Raw genomic sequence first — 16,863 nt, forward strand, 5'->3', positions numbered from 1 at the left:
TCTGCCTCGTAGGAGCGAGCTGTTGCTATTGGTCGTAGCCCGGATGCAATCCGGGGATGGCTGGCACGGCTTGCGCGGATTGCATCCGGGCTACGGGTTGGCGATTGCGGTGCGTCATCAGGGTTGCAACACCGACGACACCAGCAGTTGCGAATAGGGATGCTGCGGGTCGTCGAGAATCTGGTCGGTCAGCCCCGCCTCCACCACGCGCGAGCGGCGCATTACCATCAGCCGGTCGGCCAACAGGCGAGCCACCGCCAGGTCATGGGTGACGATCACCACCGCCAGATCCAGCTCGCGTACCAGGCCGCGCAGCAGGTCGAGCAGGCGCGCCTGCACGGAGACATCCAGCCCCCCGGTCGGCTCGTCCATGAACACCAGACGCGGCGCGGAGACCAGGTTGCGGGCGATCTGCAGGCGCTGTTGCATGCCGCCGGAAAAGGTGCGCGGCAGGTCGTCGATACGCGCCAGGTCGATCTCCACCTGATCCAGCCAGTGCAGCCCGGCGGCGCGCAGCTCGCCGTAATGGCGCACGCCCTGGGCCATCAGCCGTTCGCCGATGTTGGCGCCGGCCGATACCGCCATGCGCAGGCCATCACGCGGGTTCTGCTCGACGAAGCCCCACTCGGTACGCAGCAAGGTGCGTCGCTCGGCCTCGCTGGCGCTGTACAGGTCGAGCCACCGGCCGTCGCGGCTACGGTAGTTCACCGTGCCGCGATCCGGCGGGCAGCGCCCGGAGAGCAGGCCGAGCAAGGTGGACTTGCCCGAACCGGACTCGCCGACGATGCCCAGCACCTCGCCGGGATAGAGGTCGAAGCTCACCCCCTGGCAGCCCTTGTCCGGGCCGTACAGGCGGGTCAGGTCGCTTACCGAGAACAGCGGCTCAGGCGTTTGCTCGGCAGCTTGCAGACGTTCGGCGGCGCTCATTGCAGGTTCTCCTTGAGGCGCTCGCTGCGCTGGCGGCAGTAGTCGGTGTCAGAGCAGACGTAGCGCTTGCTGCCGGCGTCGTCGACGATCAGCTCGTCGAGGAAAGATTCCGTGCTGCCGCAGAAGGCGCAGCACTCGTCCCACTGCTGCACGGCGAAGGGGTGATCCTCGAAGTCCAGGCTGACCACCTGGGTATAGGGCGGCACGGCGTACAGACGCTTCTCGCGGCCGGCGCCGAACAGCATCAGCGCCGGGCTCATGTCCAGCTTGGGGTTGTCGAACTTGGGGATCGGCGACGGATCCATCACGTAGCGCTCGTCCACCGTCACCGGGTAGGCATAGGCGGTGGCGATATGGCCGAAGGTGGCGATGTCCTCGTACAGCTTGACGTGCATCACGCCGTAGTCCTCCAGCGCATGCATGGTGCGCGTCTCCTGCTCGCTCGGTTCGATGAAGCGCAGCGGCTCGGGGATCGGCACCTGGTAGACCATGATCTGCCCGGCCGAAAGCGGCGTTTCCGGGATGCGGTGGCGGGTCTGGATGACGCTGGCCTCCACCGTGCGCTCGGTGGTGGCGACACCGGCGGTACGGGCGAAGAAGCGGCGGATCGACACGGCGTTGGTGGTGTCGTCGGCGCCCTGGTCGATCACCTTGAGCACGTCGTCCGCACCGAGGATGGCGGCGGTCAGTTGCATGCCGCCAGTGCCCCAGCCATAGGGCAGCGGCATCTCGCGGCCACCGAAGGGCACCTGGTAACCGGGGATGGCCACGGCCTTGAGCAGGCCGCGACGGATCATGCGTTTGGTCTGCTCGTCCAGATAGGCGAAGTTGTAGGCCGACGCCTCACGGGCGCCGCTTGCGGTAGACAGATTCATCAGCGGTTCTCCTCTGCCGGCGCCTGGCGGCGCAGCTTGCGGATCAGTTCCAGTTCGGCCTGGAAGTCGACGTAGTGCGGCAGCTTGAGGTGCGAGACGAAGCCCGCCGCCTCGACGTTGTCGCAGTGCATCAGCACGAATTCCTCTTCCTGCGCCGGGCCCTGTACCTCTTCGCCGTATTCACCGGCACGCAGGGCGCGGTCGACCAGGGCCATGCCCATGGCCTTGCGCTCGGCATAGCCGAAGGCCAGGCCGTAGCCACGGGTGAACTGCGCCTGCTCGGCAGTCTCACCGACGAACTGGTTGACCATCTCGCACTCGGTGATTTCGATGTCGCCCAGCGGCACGGCGAAGCCCAGTTCGGCGGGCGTCATCCATACCTCGACATCGCCGATGCGGATTTCCCCGGCAAAGGGGTGGTTGCGCCCGTAGCCGCGCTGGGTGGAATAGCCCAGGGCCAGGAGGAAGCCCTCGTCGCCACGGGCCAATGCCTGCAGACGCTCGGCGCGGCTGGCGGGAAAGGCCAATGGTTCGCGGGTGATATCCGGCACCGGTGCGCCGTCATCCATCTCGCGGGCCATCAGGCCTTCGTCGGCAAGAAAATCCAGCACCCGTGGGCAGGGCTTGGGCTCATCGCCGACTGAGGTTTCCGGTGCCGGGTAATCACCCTCGGCCAGCAGGGCGAAGTCCAGCAGGCGGTGGGTGTAGTCGAAGGTCGGGCCGAGCACCTGGCCACCTGGCAAGTCCTTGAAGGTGGCGGAGATGCGTCGTTCCACCTGCATGTTCGTGCTGTCCAGCGGTTCGCTAGCGCCGAAGCGCGGCAGCGTGGTGCGGTAGGCACGCAGGAGGAAGATGGCCTCCATCAGGTCGCCAGCGGCCTGCTTGATGGCCAGCGCGGCCAGTTGCTCGTCGTACAGCGAGCCCTCGCTCATCACCCGGGCCACGGCCAGCGGCAGTTGCTGACGCACCTGCTCCACTTCCAGCTCGGCGATGGCGGTATCACCCCGGCGACGGCTAGCCAGCAAGCGATGAGCGTTGTCGATGGCGCGTTCGCCACCCTTGACGGCAACATACATCAGGCAGCCTCCTCGGTTTCCAGCAGCACTCGGGTGCTGCGCGGCAGGCCGATCACTTCGCCAGCGGCGGCGAAGAAGCAATCCAGGCCACGGGGAAAGGCGCTGCGCATCTCGCGCTGGCGCCAGAAGGTGGCGGGCAACGGCAGGTTGACGCTGCGCACGTCCTTGATCCCAGGGCCACGCCAGCGCAGCGCCGGGCCGGCACGCAGGTCGTGCAGCTGAATCAGCAGCGTGCAGGACTGATCCGGGTAGCGCTCGCTGCCGTTGTCGAAGTCCGACAGGTCGGCCAGCTCGGTTTCGTCGAGCAGCGCGAACAGAGCGATCTCGCGCTCGGCGACGATCGGGCAACCACAGTGGAAGGCCAGGTTGGCGCGGATCAGCGGCGTATCGAAACGCGGCGCCAGCCACAGCGGCGTGTCGCTGTCGAGAAAGGCCAGGCACAGGCCATAGGTGGCCGGAGCCAGCTCACCCAGGGCGTGGGCGCGATCCATGGCGCGGGGTAGACCCGGTTCGGCCAGGGCTCCGAGGGCAGCGCGGAAGCTGACCTGGGCATCCAGCACCGGGTCGTCGAAAGCCGGTTGCAGCCAGTGCGAGCCGTGCGGCGTAGTCATCAATCCTCTCCTCTGACCAGGGTGAAGAACTCCACCTGGGTGGTGGCGCTGCGGGCGGCCCGAGCCAGGCGTCGTTCACGCTGCTGGCGGGCCAGGGGTTCGATCAGATCATCCAGCCAGCGCGCCTGGTCGCTACCCTGCAGATGGGCGTCGGCCAGGGCGGCCAGTTCGGCGCGGCGCTTGTCGCGGCCGGCCAGGTAGCTGTAGCCGGTACGGCCATCGGCCAGGCGCACCACGCAGCGGGTCACGGTCATCTCGCCGAGGTTGAAGGCGCTACCGGTGCCGCCCATACGTCCGCGCACCAGGGTCATGCCCACCTCGGGCGCGCGGATCAGTTGGTAGGCACTGTCCTTGAGCGCCGCCTCGTGGGCATCCAGGGCGGCGCCGGCGCGGGCCAGCACGCCCATCCAGCGCTGGCGCGCGGCGATGTTCGGGTCGGATTGCTTCATGCGGGTCTCCATCAGGTGGCAACCTGGTACTGGAAGCGGTCGGCGCGGCTGCTGGACTGCGCCAGCTCCACCGCCCGGCCATGGGAATCACGGGACAGGGTCAGCACGCTGAGCAGCGGCGCATGGCGCGGCATCAGCAGGTGCGCGGCCTCGTCGCGGCTGGGCAGGCGCGCGCCGATCAGGCTGAAGGTGCGCACCAGGGGCAGGTCGCGCGCGGCCAGATACTGGCGCAGCGAGCCGCCCTGGTAATCAGCCAGCAAGGGCGCCAGGCTGGCGCAGAAACGATGGCGGATCAGGCTCAGCGGCTGGCCATCGAGCAGGCGCAGGGTGGCAAGCTCGATCAGCTCGCTGCCATCGGGCAGTTGCAGGTGGCGGCACTCCTCGCTGCTGGCCATGCGTTTCAGGCGCTCAAGCAACTGCGCCTCGACGCGGTAGCCCAGCGCCGACAGCGACTGACTGAAGGCACTGCCCGCCTCGACCGGATACACCAAGGGCTTGGCCAGCACCTGGGTGCCCTTGCCCTGGCGTCGCAACAGGCGCCCCTCGAGCACCAGCTCGTCCACCGCGCGGCGCAGGGTATGACGGTTGACGGCAAAACGCGCGGCCAGTTGCACTTCACCCGGCAGGTAATCGCCTGGGCTCAGGCACTGCAGCTCTTCGCGCAGCACTGCGGCCAGTTCGCGGTACAGGGGCTGATCTTGTCTAGACATGTTAATGCTCTGAAAAGGGCGCTCGCACAGTGTGTGAAAACTGCTGCGCTCGGCCATGCTGCGTTAAAAAACGGCTCAAAATGCTCATTTACAGCTCGTAAACTGCGCTTCTTCGCCGCTTTTTGCCTTGCCTGACCTTCGCTCGCTACGTTTTCACATGATGTGCGCAGGCGCCCTCCCGTCCTTTCAGATAAAGAGTTTGCGCAACCGTTGTGACAGGATGTCGATGGCGCTCACCACCAGGATGATCACGATCAGCAAGGCGCAGGTCTGGCCGAACTGGAAGCCGCGAATGGCCTCCCAGAGGATCACCCCGATGCCGCCTGCGCCGACCATGCCGACCACAGTGGCCGAACGCACGTTGGACTCGAAGCGGTACAGCGAGTAGGAGATCCACAGCGGCAGCACCTGTGGGATGACGCCGAAGATCACCTCCTGCAGGGCGCTGGCGCCGGTGGCGCGCACCCCTTCCACCGGCCCCGGATCGATGGCCTCCACCGCTTCGGCGAAGAGCTTGGCCAGCACCCCGGTGGTGCTGATGAACAGCGCCAGCACGCCGGCGAAGGGCCCCAGCCCGACCGCGACGACGAAGAGCATGGCGAAGACCATTTCGTTGATCGAACGGCAGGCATCCATCACCCGCCGCACCGGTTGGTACACCCACCAGGGCACGATGTTTTCGGAGCAGAGAATGCCCAGCGGGATGGCGCAGAGGATGGCCAGCACCGTGCCCCACAGGGCGATCTGCACGGTGGTCACCATCTCCTTGAGATAGAGCCGCCAGTCGCTGAAATCCGGCGGGAAGAAGTCGGCAGCGAAGGTGGCCATGTTGCCGCCGTCACGCAGCAGGGCCAGCGGGTTCATTTCCGCGCCCTGCCAGGACCAGGCGAGCACGGCGAAAAACAGCCCCCAGCCGATCAGTTGCAGCCAGCTACGCTTGCCGCCTTCCACCGAGGTGGAGGTAGTCAGAGTGGTCATGGGTAAGTCTCGATCCTGTGGGAGGCGCTTCAGCGGCGAGCTTTTCGAGAGCCGCCCCACTCTCGCGGGGCGGCTGCGAAGCTCAACCGGCGCTGGCGCCGTTTTGCTGCTCAAGCTCGGCCATGCGCTGCTGCAACTTGGCCAGCTCGGCATCCAGCTCCTTGAGCTGGGCCTGCTTGTCGGCGTCCTTGAGCGTGGTGCTGTTGGCCACTTCGGTACGCTTCTTGAACAGCTCGAGCTGGCGGATCGGCAGCAACTGGTCGTTGTCCGAAGCCCTGAACTGGCCCCACTGCAGGTCTGCCAGCACCTTCTTCTGTTCCGGCGTGGCGCCGTAGGTCATGAAGAAGTTGCGCAGCTTGTCGCGGGTTTCCTGCGGCAGGTTCTTGCGCCAGACGATGGGGTCGGACGGAATCAGCGGCGATTTCCAGATCACCTTGAGCTGTGCGGCCTTGTCCGGCGCGGTCACTTCCAGACGCTCCATGCCTTCGCTGTTGAAGGTGCCGACGTCGACCTGCTTGTTGGCCACCGACAGCGCATTGACCTCGTGGCTGCCGTTGAGCGAACGCTTGAAGATCTTGTTGGCGTCGACGTTGTTCTTGGCGAAGACGTAATAGCCCGGCACCAGATAGCCGGAGGTGGAGTTCGGGTCGCCGTTGGCGAAGGTCAGGCTGGAGGCGTTCTTGAGCATGTCCTGCACCGAGTCGATCGGGCTGTCCTTGTGCGCCACCAGCAGGCTGTAGTAGCCCGGGGCGCCGTTGGCCGCCACGGTCTGGGCGAAGATCTCGCCGCCGGCGCGATCCACCGCTTCCATCGCCGCCTTGTTGCCGTACCAGGCCACGTCCACCTTGTCGAAACGCATGCCCTGGATGATCCCGGCATAGTCGGGGGCGAAGAAGGCGTTGATCTTGATCCCGGTCTGCTTGCTCATGTCGGCCAGGAAGGGATCCCACATGGTCTTGAGGTTCTGCGAGGACTCGGTGGAGATGATGCCGAAGTTGAGTTCCTCGGCGGCCTGGGCCGAGCCCAGCAGGGAACCGGTGACGAGCGCAGAGGCAGCCAGCACCTGGCCGATGCGTTTGAACATGGAGCACACTCCTGTTGCGGGTTGGCGGGGGGTGGTTCGGATTAGGTAGCGGCGTCAAACCTTGGCCAGCACTAGCTGGCGCACCGCGGCACGAGGGCGCTGCCCTTGCGGCAGCAGCAGGTCGATATCGAGATCGCCGCCGTAGAGGTCGTTGAGGAACTCGGGGTTGAAATCGGCGGTGGAACCATCGAAATGGATGCGACCATCCTTGAGCGCCACTGCACGTGGGCAATAGCGCACGGCGTAATCCACCTGATGCAGTGTCACCACCACGGTCTTGCCGTCACGGCGGTTGATGTCGGCGAGAATCTCCATGACCTTGCGCGCCGACTCCGGGTCGAGCGAGGCGATGGGCTCATCGGCGAGGATCACCTCGGCCTGCTGGCACAGCGCACGGGCGATGGCCACCCGCTGCTGCTGGCCACCGGACAGGGTCGAGGCGCGCTGGGCGGCGAACTGGGCCAGGCCGACCCGTTCCAGCGCCTGCATGGCGCGCTGCTTCTCCTGCGGGTTGAACAGGCTCAGGCTGCCGCGCCAGCGCGGCATACGGCCGAGGCCGCCGAGCAGCACGTTCTGCAGCACGCTGAGGCGCCCGACCAGATTGAACTGCTGAAAGATGTAACCGATGTCGGCACGCTGACGGCGCACGTCCCCGCTCAGGTGCCCCTCGCTCTGCACCGGGCGCCCGAGCACCTCGATGCGCCCAGCATCACCGCGCGCCAGGCCAGCCAGATGCCGCAGCAGGGTCGACTTGCCCGAGCCGGATGCACCGATCAGTGCCACCATCTCCCCCGGCTGTACCGACAGGGCCAGATCGAACAAGGCCTGTTTGCGCCCGAAGGTCTTGTTCAGATGCTCGACTCGAATCGCTGCGCTCATGTGCCCTGGCCTCACAATCACCGATAAATGTGACGGGCAGCACTCGACCGCCCACTGGTGTAGACCAAGGTAGGCGTAAGCTATGTCAGACCAGTGAACCGAAGATGACCATTGAATGACGAGAGGTTTGAACGTTTTGCTTTGCAGCGCGTCGAAGCGACAAGGTTATGCTGAGCAGTGCTCATTTCTGACAATCGGTGCTGGCATAAAGCCTTTACCTGGACCACAATCGTCATGCAATTGGCGTCAAGGAACTGTTCATGTGACCATCGGGTCATAAAGACGCACAACGCGATATTGGTTGAACGGCTAGTGTCAAAGAGGGTCGAATCCGGTGACAATCTCGACACTGACTACCAGTATCGCTTCTTGAACTAACCGGTAATGTAAGCGCCCTATGAAACAGGCTACCTACTCCAGCCGCACGGCTGACAAATTCGTCGTTCGCTTGCCTGATGGTATGCGTGAGCGCATCGCTGACGTAGCACGCAATCATCACCGCAGCATGAACTCGGAAATCATTGCCCGCCTGGAGCAGAGCATGCTGCAGGAAGGGGCTTTGAGTGATGACCTCAACCTGAGCATCGACAGCCCAGAACTGTCGCTGCACGAACGCGAGCTGTTACAGCGTTTCCGTCAGTTGTCGCGCCGCCAGCAGACCGCCCTGGTCGCCCTGATCGCTCATGACGCGGAGATGGCCGCCGAGGAAGCCTGAAGCGGACGAGCCATGAAAAAACCGGCTTTCAAAGCCGGTTTTTTATTGCCTGCAAGAAGCCTGTCAGCCGACAAAACTGAGCAGCACCCCCGCCGCCACCGCCGAGCCGATCACCCCGGCCACGTTCGGCCCCATGGCGTGCATCAGCAGGAAGTTCTGCGGATTGGCCTCCAGCCCCACCTTGTTCGACACCCGCGCTGCCATCGGCACCGCCGACACGCCTGCCGAACCTATCAGCGGGTTGACCTTGTTGCTGCTGAACAGGTTCATCAGCTTGGCCATCAGCACCCCAGCCGCCGTACCGGCGCAGAACGCCAGCATGCCCAACAGCAGGATGCCCAGGGTCTTGAGCTGCAGGAAGGCTTCTGCCGACAGCTTCGAGCCCACGGTCAGGCCGAGGAAGATGGTGACGATATTGATCAGCGCGTTGCGCGAGGTATCGGCCAGACGTTCGACCACCCCGGCCTCGCGCAACAGGTTGCCGAGGGCGAACATGCCGATCAGCGGTGCGGCATCGGGCAGCAGCAGGCCGATGAGGATGCACAGCACGATGGGGAAGACGATCTTCTCGGTCTGCCCCACCGGACGCAGTTGCTGCATGACGATGGCGCGTTCCTCCTTGGTGGTCAGCGCCCGCATGATCGGCGGTTGCAGCAGTGGCACCAGCGCCATGTAGGCATAGGCGGCAACGGCGATGGGGCCGAGCAGGTGTGGCGCCAACTTGGAGGTGACGAAGATCGAGGTCGGCCCGTCCGCCCCGCCGATGATGGCGATGGACGCCGCCTCCTTGAGGGTGAATTCCATGCCCGGAATGCCCAGAGCGGTGATCGCCAACGCCCCCATCAGGGTGCCGAAGATACCGAACTGCGCGGCGGCCCCCAGCAGCAGGGTCTTGGGGTTGGCCAGCATCGGACCGAAATCGGTCATGGCGCCAACGCCGAGGAAGATCAGCAGCGGGAAGATGCTGGTGGGCAGCCCCACTTCGTAGATCAGATGCAGGAAACCCGCCCCTTCGGCCATATTGGCCACCGGGATGTTCGACAGCAGGCCGCCGAAACCGATGGGGATCAACAGCAGAGGCTCGAAGCCCTTCCGGATGGCCAGGTAGATCAGCAGCATGCACACCGCGATCATGAAGGCCTGACCCGGCTCCAAGTGATACAGGCCGGTGCTCTGCCAGAGCTTGAGCAGCTTGTCCATGGCGCGCCCCTCAGCCGATGGTCAGCAGGCTGTCGCCCACCGCCACCGCATCACCCACCTTGACGTTGACCGCGCCGACGGTGCCGGCCTTGAAGGCACGGATCTCGGTTTCCATCTTCATCGCTTCGAGGATGATCACCAGTTGCCCCTCCTCCACGGCCTGGCCTGGCTGCACCAACACCTTGAAGATATTGCCGGCTAGCGGCGCCGCCTGCGGCTCACCGCCACCGGCCGCGACCTGGGCCGCCGCGGGCGCGGCGCTCGAAGCAGCACCGATAGGCTTGATGCCCTCGATATCGCCACCTTCATTGACCTGCACGACGAAGGACTTGCCACTGACCTCGACGGTATAGACCTCCGGCTTGCCAGCCTCGCGGGCAGGTGCTTCCTGGCCGGTGGGCGCCGGCTCGAAGGCCGCCGGGTTGCCACGGTTCTCCAGGAATTTCAAACCGATCTGCGGGAACAGTGCGTAGGTCAGCACATCGTCGATCTCGTCAGCGGCGAGCTTGATGCCCTTCTCCCGGGCAATACCCCTGAGCTCGGCGGTCAGCTTGTCCATCTCGGCGTCCAGCAGGTCGGCCGGGCGGCAGGTGATGGCCTCGGCGCCATCGAGCACGCGCGCCTGCAGTTCGGCGTTGAAGGCAGCAGGTGCCGCACCGTATTCGCCCTTGAGCACGCCGGCGGTTTCCTTGGTGATGGACTTGTAGCGCTCGCCGGTGAGCACGTTGATCACCGCCTGGGTACCGACAATCTGCGAGGTGGGCGTCACCAGCGGGATGAACCCCAGGTCTTCGCGCACGCGCGGAATCTCGGCCAGCACCTGGTCGAACTTGTCCTGGGCGCCCTGCTCCTTGAGCTGGCTTTCCATGTTGGTGAGCATGCCGCCCGGCACCTGAGCCACCAGAATGCGCGAATCGACGCCCTTGAGGTTGCCCTCGAACTTCGCATACTTCTTGCGCACCTCGCGGAAGTAAGCGGCGATCTCTTCCAGCAGCTCCAGATTGAGCCCGGTGTCGCGCTCACTGCCCTGGAACATGGCCACCACCGACTCGGTCGGCGAGTGGCCGTAGGTCATCGACAACGAGGAGATGGCGGTGTCGACATTGTCGATACCGGCCTCCACCGCCTTGAGAATGGCCACCGAGGACAGTCCCGCCGTGGCGTGGCACTGCATGTGGATCGGAATGGCCAGGCTGGCTTTCAGGCGCGACACCAGCTCGAACGCGGTGTAGGGGGTGAGGATGCCGGCCATGTCCTTGATCGCCACCGAATCGGCGCCCATGTCCTCGATCTGCTTGGCCAGGTCGACCCACATTTCGAGGGTATGCACCGGGCTGGTGGTGTAAGAGATGGTGCCCTGGGCATGCTTGCCCTGCTGTTTGACGGCCTTGAGCGCGGTTTGCAGGTTGCGCGGATCGTTCATCGCATCGAACACGCGGAACACGTCAACGCCATTGATGGCCGCGCGCTCGACGAATTTTTCCACCACATCATCGGCATAGTGGCGGTAGCCCAGCAGATTCTGCCCGCGCAGCAGCATCTGCTGGCGGGTGTTGGGCATGGCCTTCTTCAGTTCGCGGATGCGCTGCCAGGGGTCTTCACCCAGGTAACGGATGCAGGCATCGAAGGTGGCGCCACCCCAGGACTCCACCGACCAGAAGCCGACCTGATCGAGCTTGGGCGCGATCGGCAGCATGTCCTCCAGACGCAGACGCGTCGCCAGGATCGATTGATGGGCGTCACGTAACACCACATCGGTAATGCCGAGTGCTTGTTTTACGGCAGTCATACAGGTGCTCCCTCTGTACCTGAATCAACCGCGACGGGCGCGGTGCTGGGCAATGGCGGATTGGATGGCGGCCAGCGTGTCCGCGTCCGGCACAGGGTTGGCCGGCCGAGCACTGGGCACTGCGGAAGTAACGATGGGATTGGCGGCGGGCGACGCGAAGGTCGCGATAAGGCGTGACATCAGGCTGACCACCACGACCAGCATGATCAGAAAGACGAACACGGAACCCATGCCGAACAGCATGAGTTCGACACCCTCGAGCAACAGTTCACTGGGGGTCATCTTGGCTCCTTTGGCCAGCAGCTTGGTGGCTGCATTCATTATTGATCAGGAGCGCCCAGGGTCAGCGCCTGGGCAAAGCTGCCGAACCTTAGCCTGAAACGAGCGTTTGAAGCAAACGCCAGAGAGGTCGGACAGGCCATCTACGTAGTGACCACTACCAAAGAAGGAGGCAGGCTCTACGGCAGCGCTCAGGAGACCGAGCGCACGGTGGTATCGACCGCTGGCGCCAGAGCGAGAAGCTGCTTGAAATGGCGCGTTTCATCGCCAGGCGTGCGCCCGAACAGACGCTTGAACTCACGACTGAACTGCGACGGGCTCTCATAGCCAACGCGCTGAGCTGCACTGATCGCGCTCATGTCGCTGCGAATCATCAGCAGGCGCGCCTGATGCAAGCGTATGGCCTTGAGGTACTGCAGCGGCGAGCGACTGGTCATCGCCTTGAAGTGCACATGAAAGGCCGGCACGCTCATGCTGGCGATTTCGGCCAGCGCAGGCACATCGAGCGATTCCTGATAATCGCGGTGAATGCGCTGCAGAACGCGCGCGATGCGACCGAAATGGCTGTTCTGTGCCAAGGTCGCGCGCAAACCGCTCCCCTGCTCACCCTGCAGCACGCGAAAGACGATCTCGCGCACGATCGATGGCCCGAGCAGACGCACCTCGTCCGGGTCGGCCAACGCCTCCAGCAGGCGCAGTGTCGCATCGCTCAGGCGTGCATCCATCGGGCTTGAATAAAGCATTGCCGGCGCATTGGCCGGGGGCTCGTCCAGATCCATCACCAGTTCGGCCACCAGCAGCGGATCGACCCGTAGCGCCACCCCCAGCATGGGCTCCTCGGCAGTCGCCTCGGTTTCGATGGAGAACGGCAAAGGCAGCGCCAGCACCAGATAGTGCTGCGCATCGTAGATGTAGAGATTGCCGTCGTGCAGCCCGCGCTTGCGCCCCTGAATCACGATCACGATGCTCGGCTCGTACAGCGCCGGCGTCACCGGTAGCGGCCGGTCGGAACGCATGTAGGTGACGCCGTCGAGCTGCGCCGCGGTATAGCCCTCTTCCGGGGCCAGGCGCAGCATCAACTCGACCATGCGCTGCTTCATGCTCTCGGAACTCGCATTCATGCCTCAGGCACTCGCTCGTGATGAATACCGGCACATTGTAGAGAGTGCTCAATAGAAATAGGCAATATCGAAAGAGTAACGAGACTTAGCAGACGCCCTACCCCTGCCTAGCATGAAGGCTCCATAACGCAACGGAGACCGACATGAGCAAAGTCATCCTCATCACCGGCGCCAGCAGCGGCATCGGCGAAGCCATCGCCAGACACCTCGCCAGCCTGGGCCATCAGGTGGTACTCGGCGCCCGCCGCATCGAACGCTTGCAGATACTCGCACAAGAGCTGCAGGCACAAGGTCTGAGCGCATCCTGCCGCGCTCTCGACGTCAGCCAATTGGATGACATGCAGGCCTTCGTCGAATATGCCGAGGCCCACCACGGCGTTGTCGACGTCATCGTCAACAACGCCGGGGTCATGCCGCTATCACCGCTCAACGCGCTGAAGGTGGACGAGTGGAACCGCATGCTCGACGTCAATGTACGGGGCGTGCTGCATGGCATCGCCGCCGTGCTGCCGGGCATGGAAGCACGTGGGCGCGGCCAGGTGATCAACATTGCCTCCATCGGCGCACATGCCGTTTCCCCCACTGCGGCGGTGTACTGCGCCACCAAGTATGCGGTCTGGGCCATATCCGAGGGCCTGCGCCAGGAGAGCGAGCGCATCCGCGTCACCACCATCTGCCCCGGCGTGGTCGAGTCCGAGCTGGCCGACAGCATCACCGACGCCAGTGCCCGCGATGCGATGAAGGCTTTCCGCCGTATCGCCATCACCCCGGACGCCATTGCCCGCGCGGTGGCCTATGCAGTCGAACAGCCCGAAGACGTCGACGTCAGCGAAGTCATCGTGCGCCCTACCGCCAGCCCGCATTGATGGAAACCACCATGTCAGCGAAGAACACCGTCGCGATACTGCTGATCAGCGGCACCTTGCTACCCGGCGCGGCACTGGCGCAATCCGAAAACCCGCATCCTTACGTAGGCATGTGGGTAACGGACGACGGCCATGTCCGCCATGAGCTATTGGCCAACGGTCGTTATGACGAGGCACGCGGCAATCGCGAAAGCGCCTACCAGGGCAACTACCGCGTCACCGGTAACCACATCGACTACGTCGACGACACCGGCTTTACCGCCGATGGTGAATTCATCAACGACGTGCTCTACCACGGCGGCATGGTACTGCGCCGCAAAAGCAATCCAATAGACGAATAGCACTATCCATCAGCCAAGGAAAAATGCACATGAACATGCACAAGATCATCGCCGCATTGCTACTGAGCGCATCCCTCTGCCTCCCGGCATGGGCAAGTGACAACACCGCGGCCAATCAGGCCCTGATTCAGAAAGCCTTCGATGATTGGCGCGCAGGTCAAGGCGGCATCTTCCAGTTGCTGGCCGATGATGCCGTCTGGGTCGTGGCCGGCAGCAGCCCTTACTCCGGGACTTACACCACGCGAGAGGCGTTCATGGAAGATGCAGTCAAACCCATCACTGACAAACTGGCCACGCCCATCGTGCCCACCGTCCACCAGATCGTGGCGCAAGGGCCTTACGTGGTCGTGCACTGGGATGGCCAAGCGACCGCCAAGGACGGCAGTCGCTACGAGAACAGTTACTCCTGGCACATGCAGCTGGAGAACGGCCGAATCACACGGGTCACGGCCTTTCTCGATACCTGGCGGCTGGTCGAGCTGATGAACTGATTACAACAGGAAGATCGTGGCCAAGCCGAGGAAGATGAAGAAGCCACCGCTGTCGGTCATGGCAGTGATCATCACGCTGGCGCCCATGGCCGGGTCGCGCCCCAGGCGCGCCAGAGTCATGGGGATCAGCACCCCCATCAGCGCTGCCAGCAGCAGGTTGAGGGTCATCGCCGCGGTCATCACCACACCCAGCGACCAGCTACCGTAGAGGCCATAGGCAACGGCGCCGATCACCCCGCCCCAGAGAATGCCGTTGATCAGGGACACCCCCAGCTCCTTGCGCAGCAGGCGCTTGGTATTGCCGGTGCTGACCTGATCCAGCGCCATGGCGCGCACGATCATGGTGATGGTCTGGTTGCCGGAGTTGCCGCCAATGCCGGCGACGATGGGCATCAGCGCCGCCAGCGCCACCAGCTTCTCGATGGAACCCTCGAACAGGCCGATCACCCGCGAAGCGACGAAAGCCGTGACCAGGTTAATCGCCAGCCAGGCCCAACGGTTGCGTACCGACTTCCACACCGAGGCGAAGATGTCTTCCTCCTCGCGCAGACCGGCCATGTTCAGCACTTCGCTTTCGCTTTCCTCACGGATCAGGTCGACCATCTCGTCGATGGTCAGACGGCCGATCAGCTTGCCGTTCTTGTCCACCACAGGAGCGGAAATCAGGTCATAACGCTCGAAGGCCTGAGCGGCGTCGTAGCCGTCCTCGTCGGGATGGAAGCTCACCGGATCGTCGGCCATCACCTCGCCGACCTGCTTCTCCGGATCGTTGACCAGCAGGCGCTTGATCGGCAGCACGCCCTTGAGCACGCCGTCGTAGTCGACCACGAACAGCTTGTCGGTATGCCCCGGCAGCTCCTTCAAGCGGCGCAGGTAGCGCAGCACCACTTCCAGGCTGACGTCCTCACGGATGGTAACCATCTCGAAGTCCATCAGCGCACCGACCTGATCCTCCTCGTAGGACAGGGCCGAACGCACGCGCTCGCGCTGCTGGGCATCGAGCGTTTCCATCAGCTCGTGGACGACGTCGCGCGGCAGTTCCGGCGCCAGGTCAGCCAGTTCGTCGGCGTCGAGATCCTTGGCGGCGGCGAGAATCTCGTGATCGTCCATGTCGGCGATCAGGGTTTCGCGCACCGCGTCGGACACTTCCAGCAGGATGTCGCCGTCGCGCTCGGCCTTGACCAGTTGCCAGACGGTCAGACGGTCTTCCAGAGGCAAGGCTTCGAGGATATGAGCGATGTCAGCGGGGTGCACGTCATCAAGCTTGCGCTGCAGCTCAGCGAGATTCTGCCGGTGTACCAGGCTCTCGACCCGGTCTCTGTGCTGGCCTTCCTGACGGTGAGTCAGGTCCTCCACCAGCTTGTGCCGATGCAGCAGTTCGATCACCTGGGCCAGGCGATCCTGCAGGCTCTCTTGCGGCTTCTTGGCTTCTACTTCGGTCATGGCGCGCTCCACCCCCAGTTGGCGGGCACGCCAAAGGGGATCAATCAGGTCTTACACGATTGTTCGAGGGGAGTATTGAGTAACTACTGGGTAAGTCCATGGTGGTATTCCACAAGCCCCGGCGGGGCTGACACGGCGAATGATAACACCGCAAAACAGCTTTGTACGTGACAAAAGCGCGGCAAGAACAATTGCTTGCGCTACAAACTTCGATCTCGCATGAAAACTCAGGCTATGCGACGCCGGCCACCTCCGCCAGGACACCTTGGTAAGTGCGAAAAAACGGTTTAGGCTGAAACAGGCAAACGTCACGGAGGACGACTCATGCGCGGATCGCACCTTGCAGCGCTACTGGCCGCTGCGCTTCTCTCCCCTATTCAAGACAGCTCGGCGACCAGCGTGTTCCGCTGCATGGATGCCGACGGCCATGTCACCTTCACCCTCCATGGCTGCGAGAGCGACCAGCAACAGCAGCTGCAGGAGGCGCAAAACCTCACCCCCAGCAGCGGCAAGGCGATCCCACTGGCAGATCCCTCTCGTCACTCCGGGCGCAAACATGCCGATTCAGCGGAAGTGGTGACAGTCGGCCAGCAGGACGACGGCTGCGGCAACCTGCTGACAAGCCGTGAAAGACGCCAGGCGATCATCCGTAAGGAGGTTCGCCCAGGCATGAGTCTGGCCGACGTGGAAAGCAGCCTGGGCAAGCCGGACAGGATCACCCGCCATAATGGCAGGCAGCGTTATCACTACGATGACAAGCGCGGCAACCGCCAGCAGGTCAATTTCGACGCGTCTGGCTGCGTGAAGAAATAGCGCACCAAGAAAGGGGCTTCGCATTTTGGCGGGAGGAATGTTTGTTGGCACCGGACTGGCAAGTTTGTGTGCTGGTGGGTGTTCTGGACGCCGCTTCGGTGTGTTCGGAAACTCCTTGTTTCGCCCCCTCGGGCGACTCACTTTTCTTTGAAATGCGCAAAGAAAAGTAAGCAAAAGAAACGCACCCCCGCCATCCGGCCCCGGCTGCGCCGGGGT

General features: G+C 63.8%; 19 protein-coding genes. 5 read left to right on the plus strand and 14 right to left on the minus strand.

Annotated features, from left to right (window positions below; translation table 11 throughout):
• Positions 1-117 precede the first annotated feature (117 nt).
• The 9 genes from phnK to phnC form a co-directional block, all read right to left on the minus strand.
• The gene (gene phnK, locus ACSVIK_RS23650) at positions 118-927 is read right to left on the minus strand and encodes a phosphonate C-P lyase system protein PhnK (protein ID WP_442446590.1); all 810 of its coding nucleotides are present in this window, start codon (positions 925-927) and stop codon (positions 118-120) included.
• The gene (locus ACSVIK_RS23655; RefSeq protein WP_442446591.1) at positions 924-1,802 is read right to left on the minus strand and encodes an alpha-D-ribose 1-methylphosphonate 5-phosphate C-P-lyase PhnJ; all 879 of its coding nucleotides are present in this window, start codon (positions 1,800-1,802) and stop codon (positions 924-926) included. The genes phnK and ACSVIK_RS23655 overlap by 4 nt, the downstream gene beginning before the upstream one ends.
• On the minus strand, positions 1,802-2,878 hold the full coding sequence (locus ACSVIK_RS23660; RefSeq protein ID WP_442446592.1) for a carbon-phosphorus lyase complex subunit PhnI: 1,077 nt from the start codon (positions 2,876-2,878) through the stop codon (positions 1,802-1,804). Before ACSVIK_RS23660 ends, ACSVIK_RS23655 begins: the two co-directional genes overlap by 1 nt.
• Entirely contained in the window at positions 2,878-3,489 is a 612-nt protein-coding gene (phnH, locus tag ACSVIK_RS23665) for a phosphonate C-P lyase system protein PhnH (RefSeq protein WP_442446593.1), read from the minus strand. Before phnH ends, ACSVIK_RS23660 begins: the two co-directional genes overlap by 1 nt.
• The gene (gene phnG, locus ACSVIK_RS23670; RefSeq protein WP_442446594.1) at positions 3,489-3,938 is read right to left on the minus strand and encodes a phosphonate C-P lyase system protein PhnG; all 450 of its coding nucleotides are present in this window, start codon (positions 3,936-3,938) and stop codon (positions 3,489-3,491) included. Before phnG ends, phnH begins: the two co-directional genes overlap by 1 nt.
• A gap of 11 nt (positions 3,939-3,949) precedes the next feature.
• A complete protein-coding gene (gene phnF / locus ACSVIK_RS23675; RefSeq protein WP_442446595.1) occupies positions 3,950-4,648 on the minus strand; it encodes a phosphonate metabolism transcriptional regulator PhnF in 699 nt (232 codons plus the stop codon).
• Positions 4,649-4,834: 186 nt separating this feature from the next.
• Complete coding sequence (gene phnE / locus ACSVIK_RS23680) at positions 4,835-5,626, minus strand: phosphonate ABC transporter, permease protein PhnE (RefSeq protein ID WP_442446596.1); 792 nt, start codon at positions 5,624-5,626, stop codon at positions 4,835-4,837.
• Positions 5,627-5,708: 82 nt separating this feature from the next.
• Positions 5,709-6,710: a phosphonate ABC transporter substrate-binding protein gene (phnD, locus tag ACSVIK_RS23685; protein WP_442446597.1), complete on the minus strand. Its 1,002-nt coding sequence runs from the start codon at positions 6,708-6,710 to the stop codon at positions 5,709-5,711.
• Between the two features lie 54 nt (positions 6,711-6,764).
• Positions 6,765-7,589, minus strand: a complete 825-nt coding sequence (phnC, locus tag ACSVIK_RS23690) for a phosphonate ABC transporter ATP-binding protein (protein WP_442446598.1) — start codon at positions 7,587-7,589, stop codon at positions 6,765-6,767.
• 397 nt (positions 7,590-7,986) lie between these two features.
• Between phnC and ACSVIK_RS23695 the strand changes: the two genes are divergently transcribed.
• The gene (locus ACSVIK_RS23695; RefSeq protein WP_442446599.1) at positions 7,987-8,304 is read left to right on the plus strand and encodes an Arc family DNA-binding protein; all 318 of its coding nucleotides are present in this window, start codon (positions 7,987-7,989) and stop codon (positions 8,302-8,304) included.
• Positions 8,305-8,367: 63 nt separating this feature from the next.
• On the opposite strand, the gene ACSVIK_RS23700 is transcribed toward ACSVIK_RS23695, so the two are convergent.
• From ACSVIK_RS23700 to ACSVIK_RS23715, 4 genes are all read right to left on the minus strand, one after another.
• Complete coding sequence (locus tag ACSVIK_RS23700; protein ID WP_442446600.1) at positions 8,368-9,504, minus strand: sodium ion-translocating decarboxylase subunit beta; 1,137 nt, start codon at positions 9,502-9,504, stop codon at positions 8,368-8,370.
• A gap of 10 nt (positions 9,505-9,514) precedes the next feature.
• The gene (oadA, locus tag ACSVIK_RS23705) at positions 9,515-11,293 is read right to left on the minus strand and encodes a sodium-extruding oxaloacetate decarboxylase subunit alpha (RefSeq protein WP_442446601.1); all 1,779 of its coding nucleotides are present in this window, start codon (positions 11,291-11,293) and stop codon (positions 9,515-9,517) included.
• Between the two features lie 24 nt (positions 11,294-11,317).
• The gene (locus ACSVIK_RS23710; RefSeq protein ID WP_442446608.1) at positions 11,318-11,575 is read right to left on the minus strand and encodes an OadG family protein; all 258 of its coding nucleotides are present in this window, start codon (positions 11,573-11,575) and stop codon (positions 11,318-11,320) included.
• A 188-nt stretch (positions 11,576-11,763) separates the two neighbouring features.
• Positions 11,764-12,660, minus strand: coding sequence for an AraC family transcriptional regulator N-terminal domain-containing protein (locus tag ACSVIK_RS23715; RefSeq protein WP_442446609.1), 897 nt, complete (start codon positions 12,658-12,660; stop codon positions 11,764-11,766).
• A gap of 176 nt (positions 12,661-12,836) precedes the next feature.
• Between ACSVIK_RS23715 and ACSVIK_RS23720 the strand changes: the two genes are divergently transcribed.
• From ACSVIK_RS23720 to ACSVIK_RS23730, 3 genes are read left to right on the plus strand one after another with little or no spacing between them, the layout of a single operon-like run.
• Entirely contained in the window at positions 12,837-13,559 is a 723-nt protein-coding gene (locus tag ACSVIK_RS23720) for an SDR family oxidoreductase (RefSeq protein WP_442446602.1), read from the plus strand.
• A gap of 11 nt (positions 13,560-13,570) precedes the next feature.
• Complete coding sequence (locus ACSVIK_RS23725; protein ID WP_442446603.1) at positions 13,571-13,900, plus strand: Atu4866 domain-containing protein; 330 nt, start codon at positions 13,571-13,573, stop codon at positions 13,898-13,900.
• A gap of 29 nt (positions 13,901-13,929) precedes the next feature.
• A complete protein-coding gene (locus ACSVIK_RS23730; protein ID WP_442446604.1) occupies positions 13,930-14,391 on the plus strand; it encodes a nuclear transport factor 2 family protein in 462 nt (153 codons plus the stop codon).
• On the opposite strand, the gene mgtE is transcribed toward ACSVIK_RS23730, so the two are convergent.
• Positions 14,392-15,834: a magnesium transporter gene (mgtE, locus tag ACSVIK_RS23735; RefSeq protein WP_442446605.1), complete on the minus strand. Its 1,443-nt coding sequence runs from the start codon at positions 15,832-15,834 to the stop codon at positions 14,392-14,394.
• A gap of 324 nt (positions 15,835-16,158) precedes the next feature.
• Here mgtE and ACSVIK_RS23740 point away from each other — a divergent pair, with 324 nt between their 5' ends.
• The gene (locus ACSVIK_RS23740; RefSeq protein WP_442446606.1) at positions 16,159-16,647 is read left to right on the plus strand and encodes a DUF4124 domain-containing protein; all 489 of its coding nucleotides are present in this window, start codon (positions 16,159-16,161) and stop codon (positions 16,645-16,647) included.
• Positions 16,648-16,863 lie beyond the last annotated feature (216 nt).

The sequence above is a fragment of the Pseudomonas sp. NCHU5216 genome (genome assembly GCF_052156495.1).
Taxonomy (GTDB): domain Bacteria; phylum Pseudomonadota; class Gammaproteobacteria; order Pseudomonadales; family Pseudomonadaceae; genus Aquipseudomonas.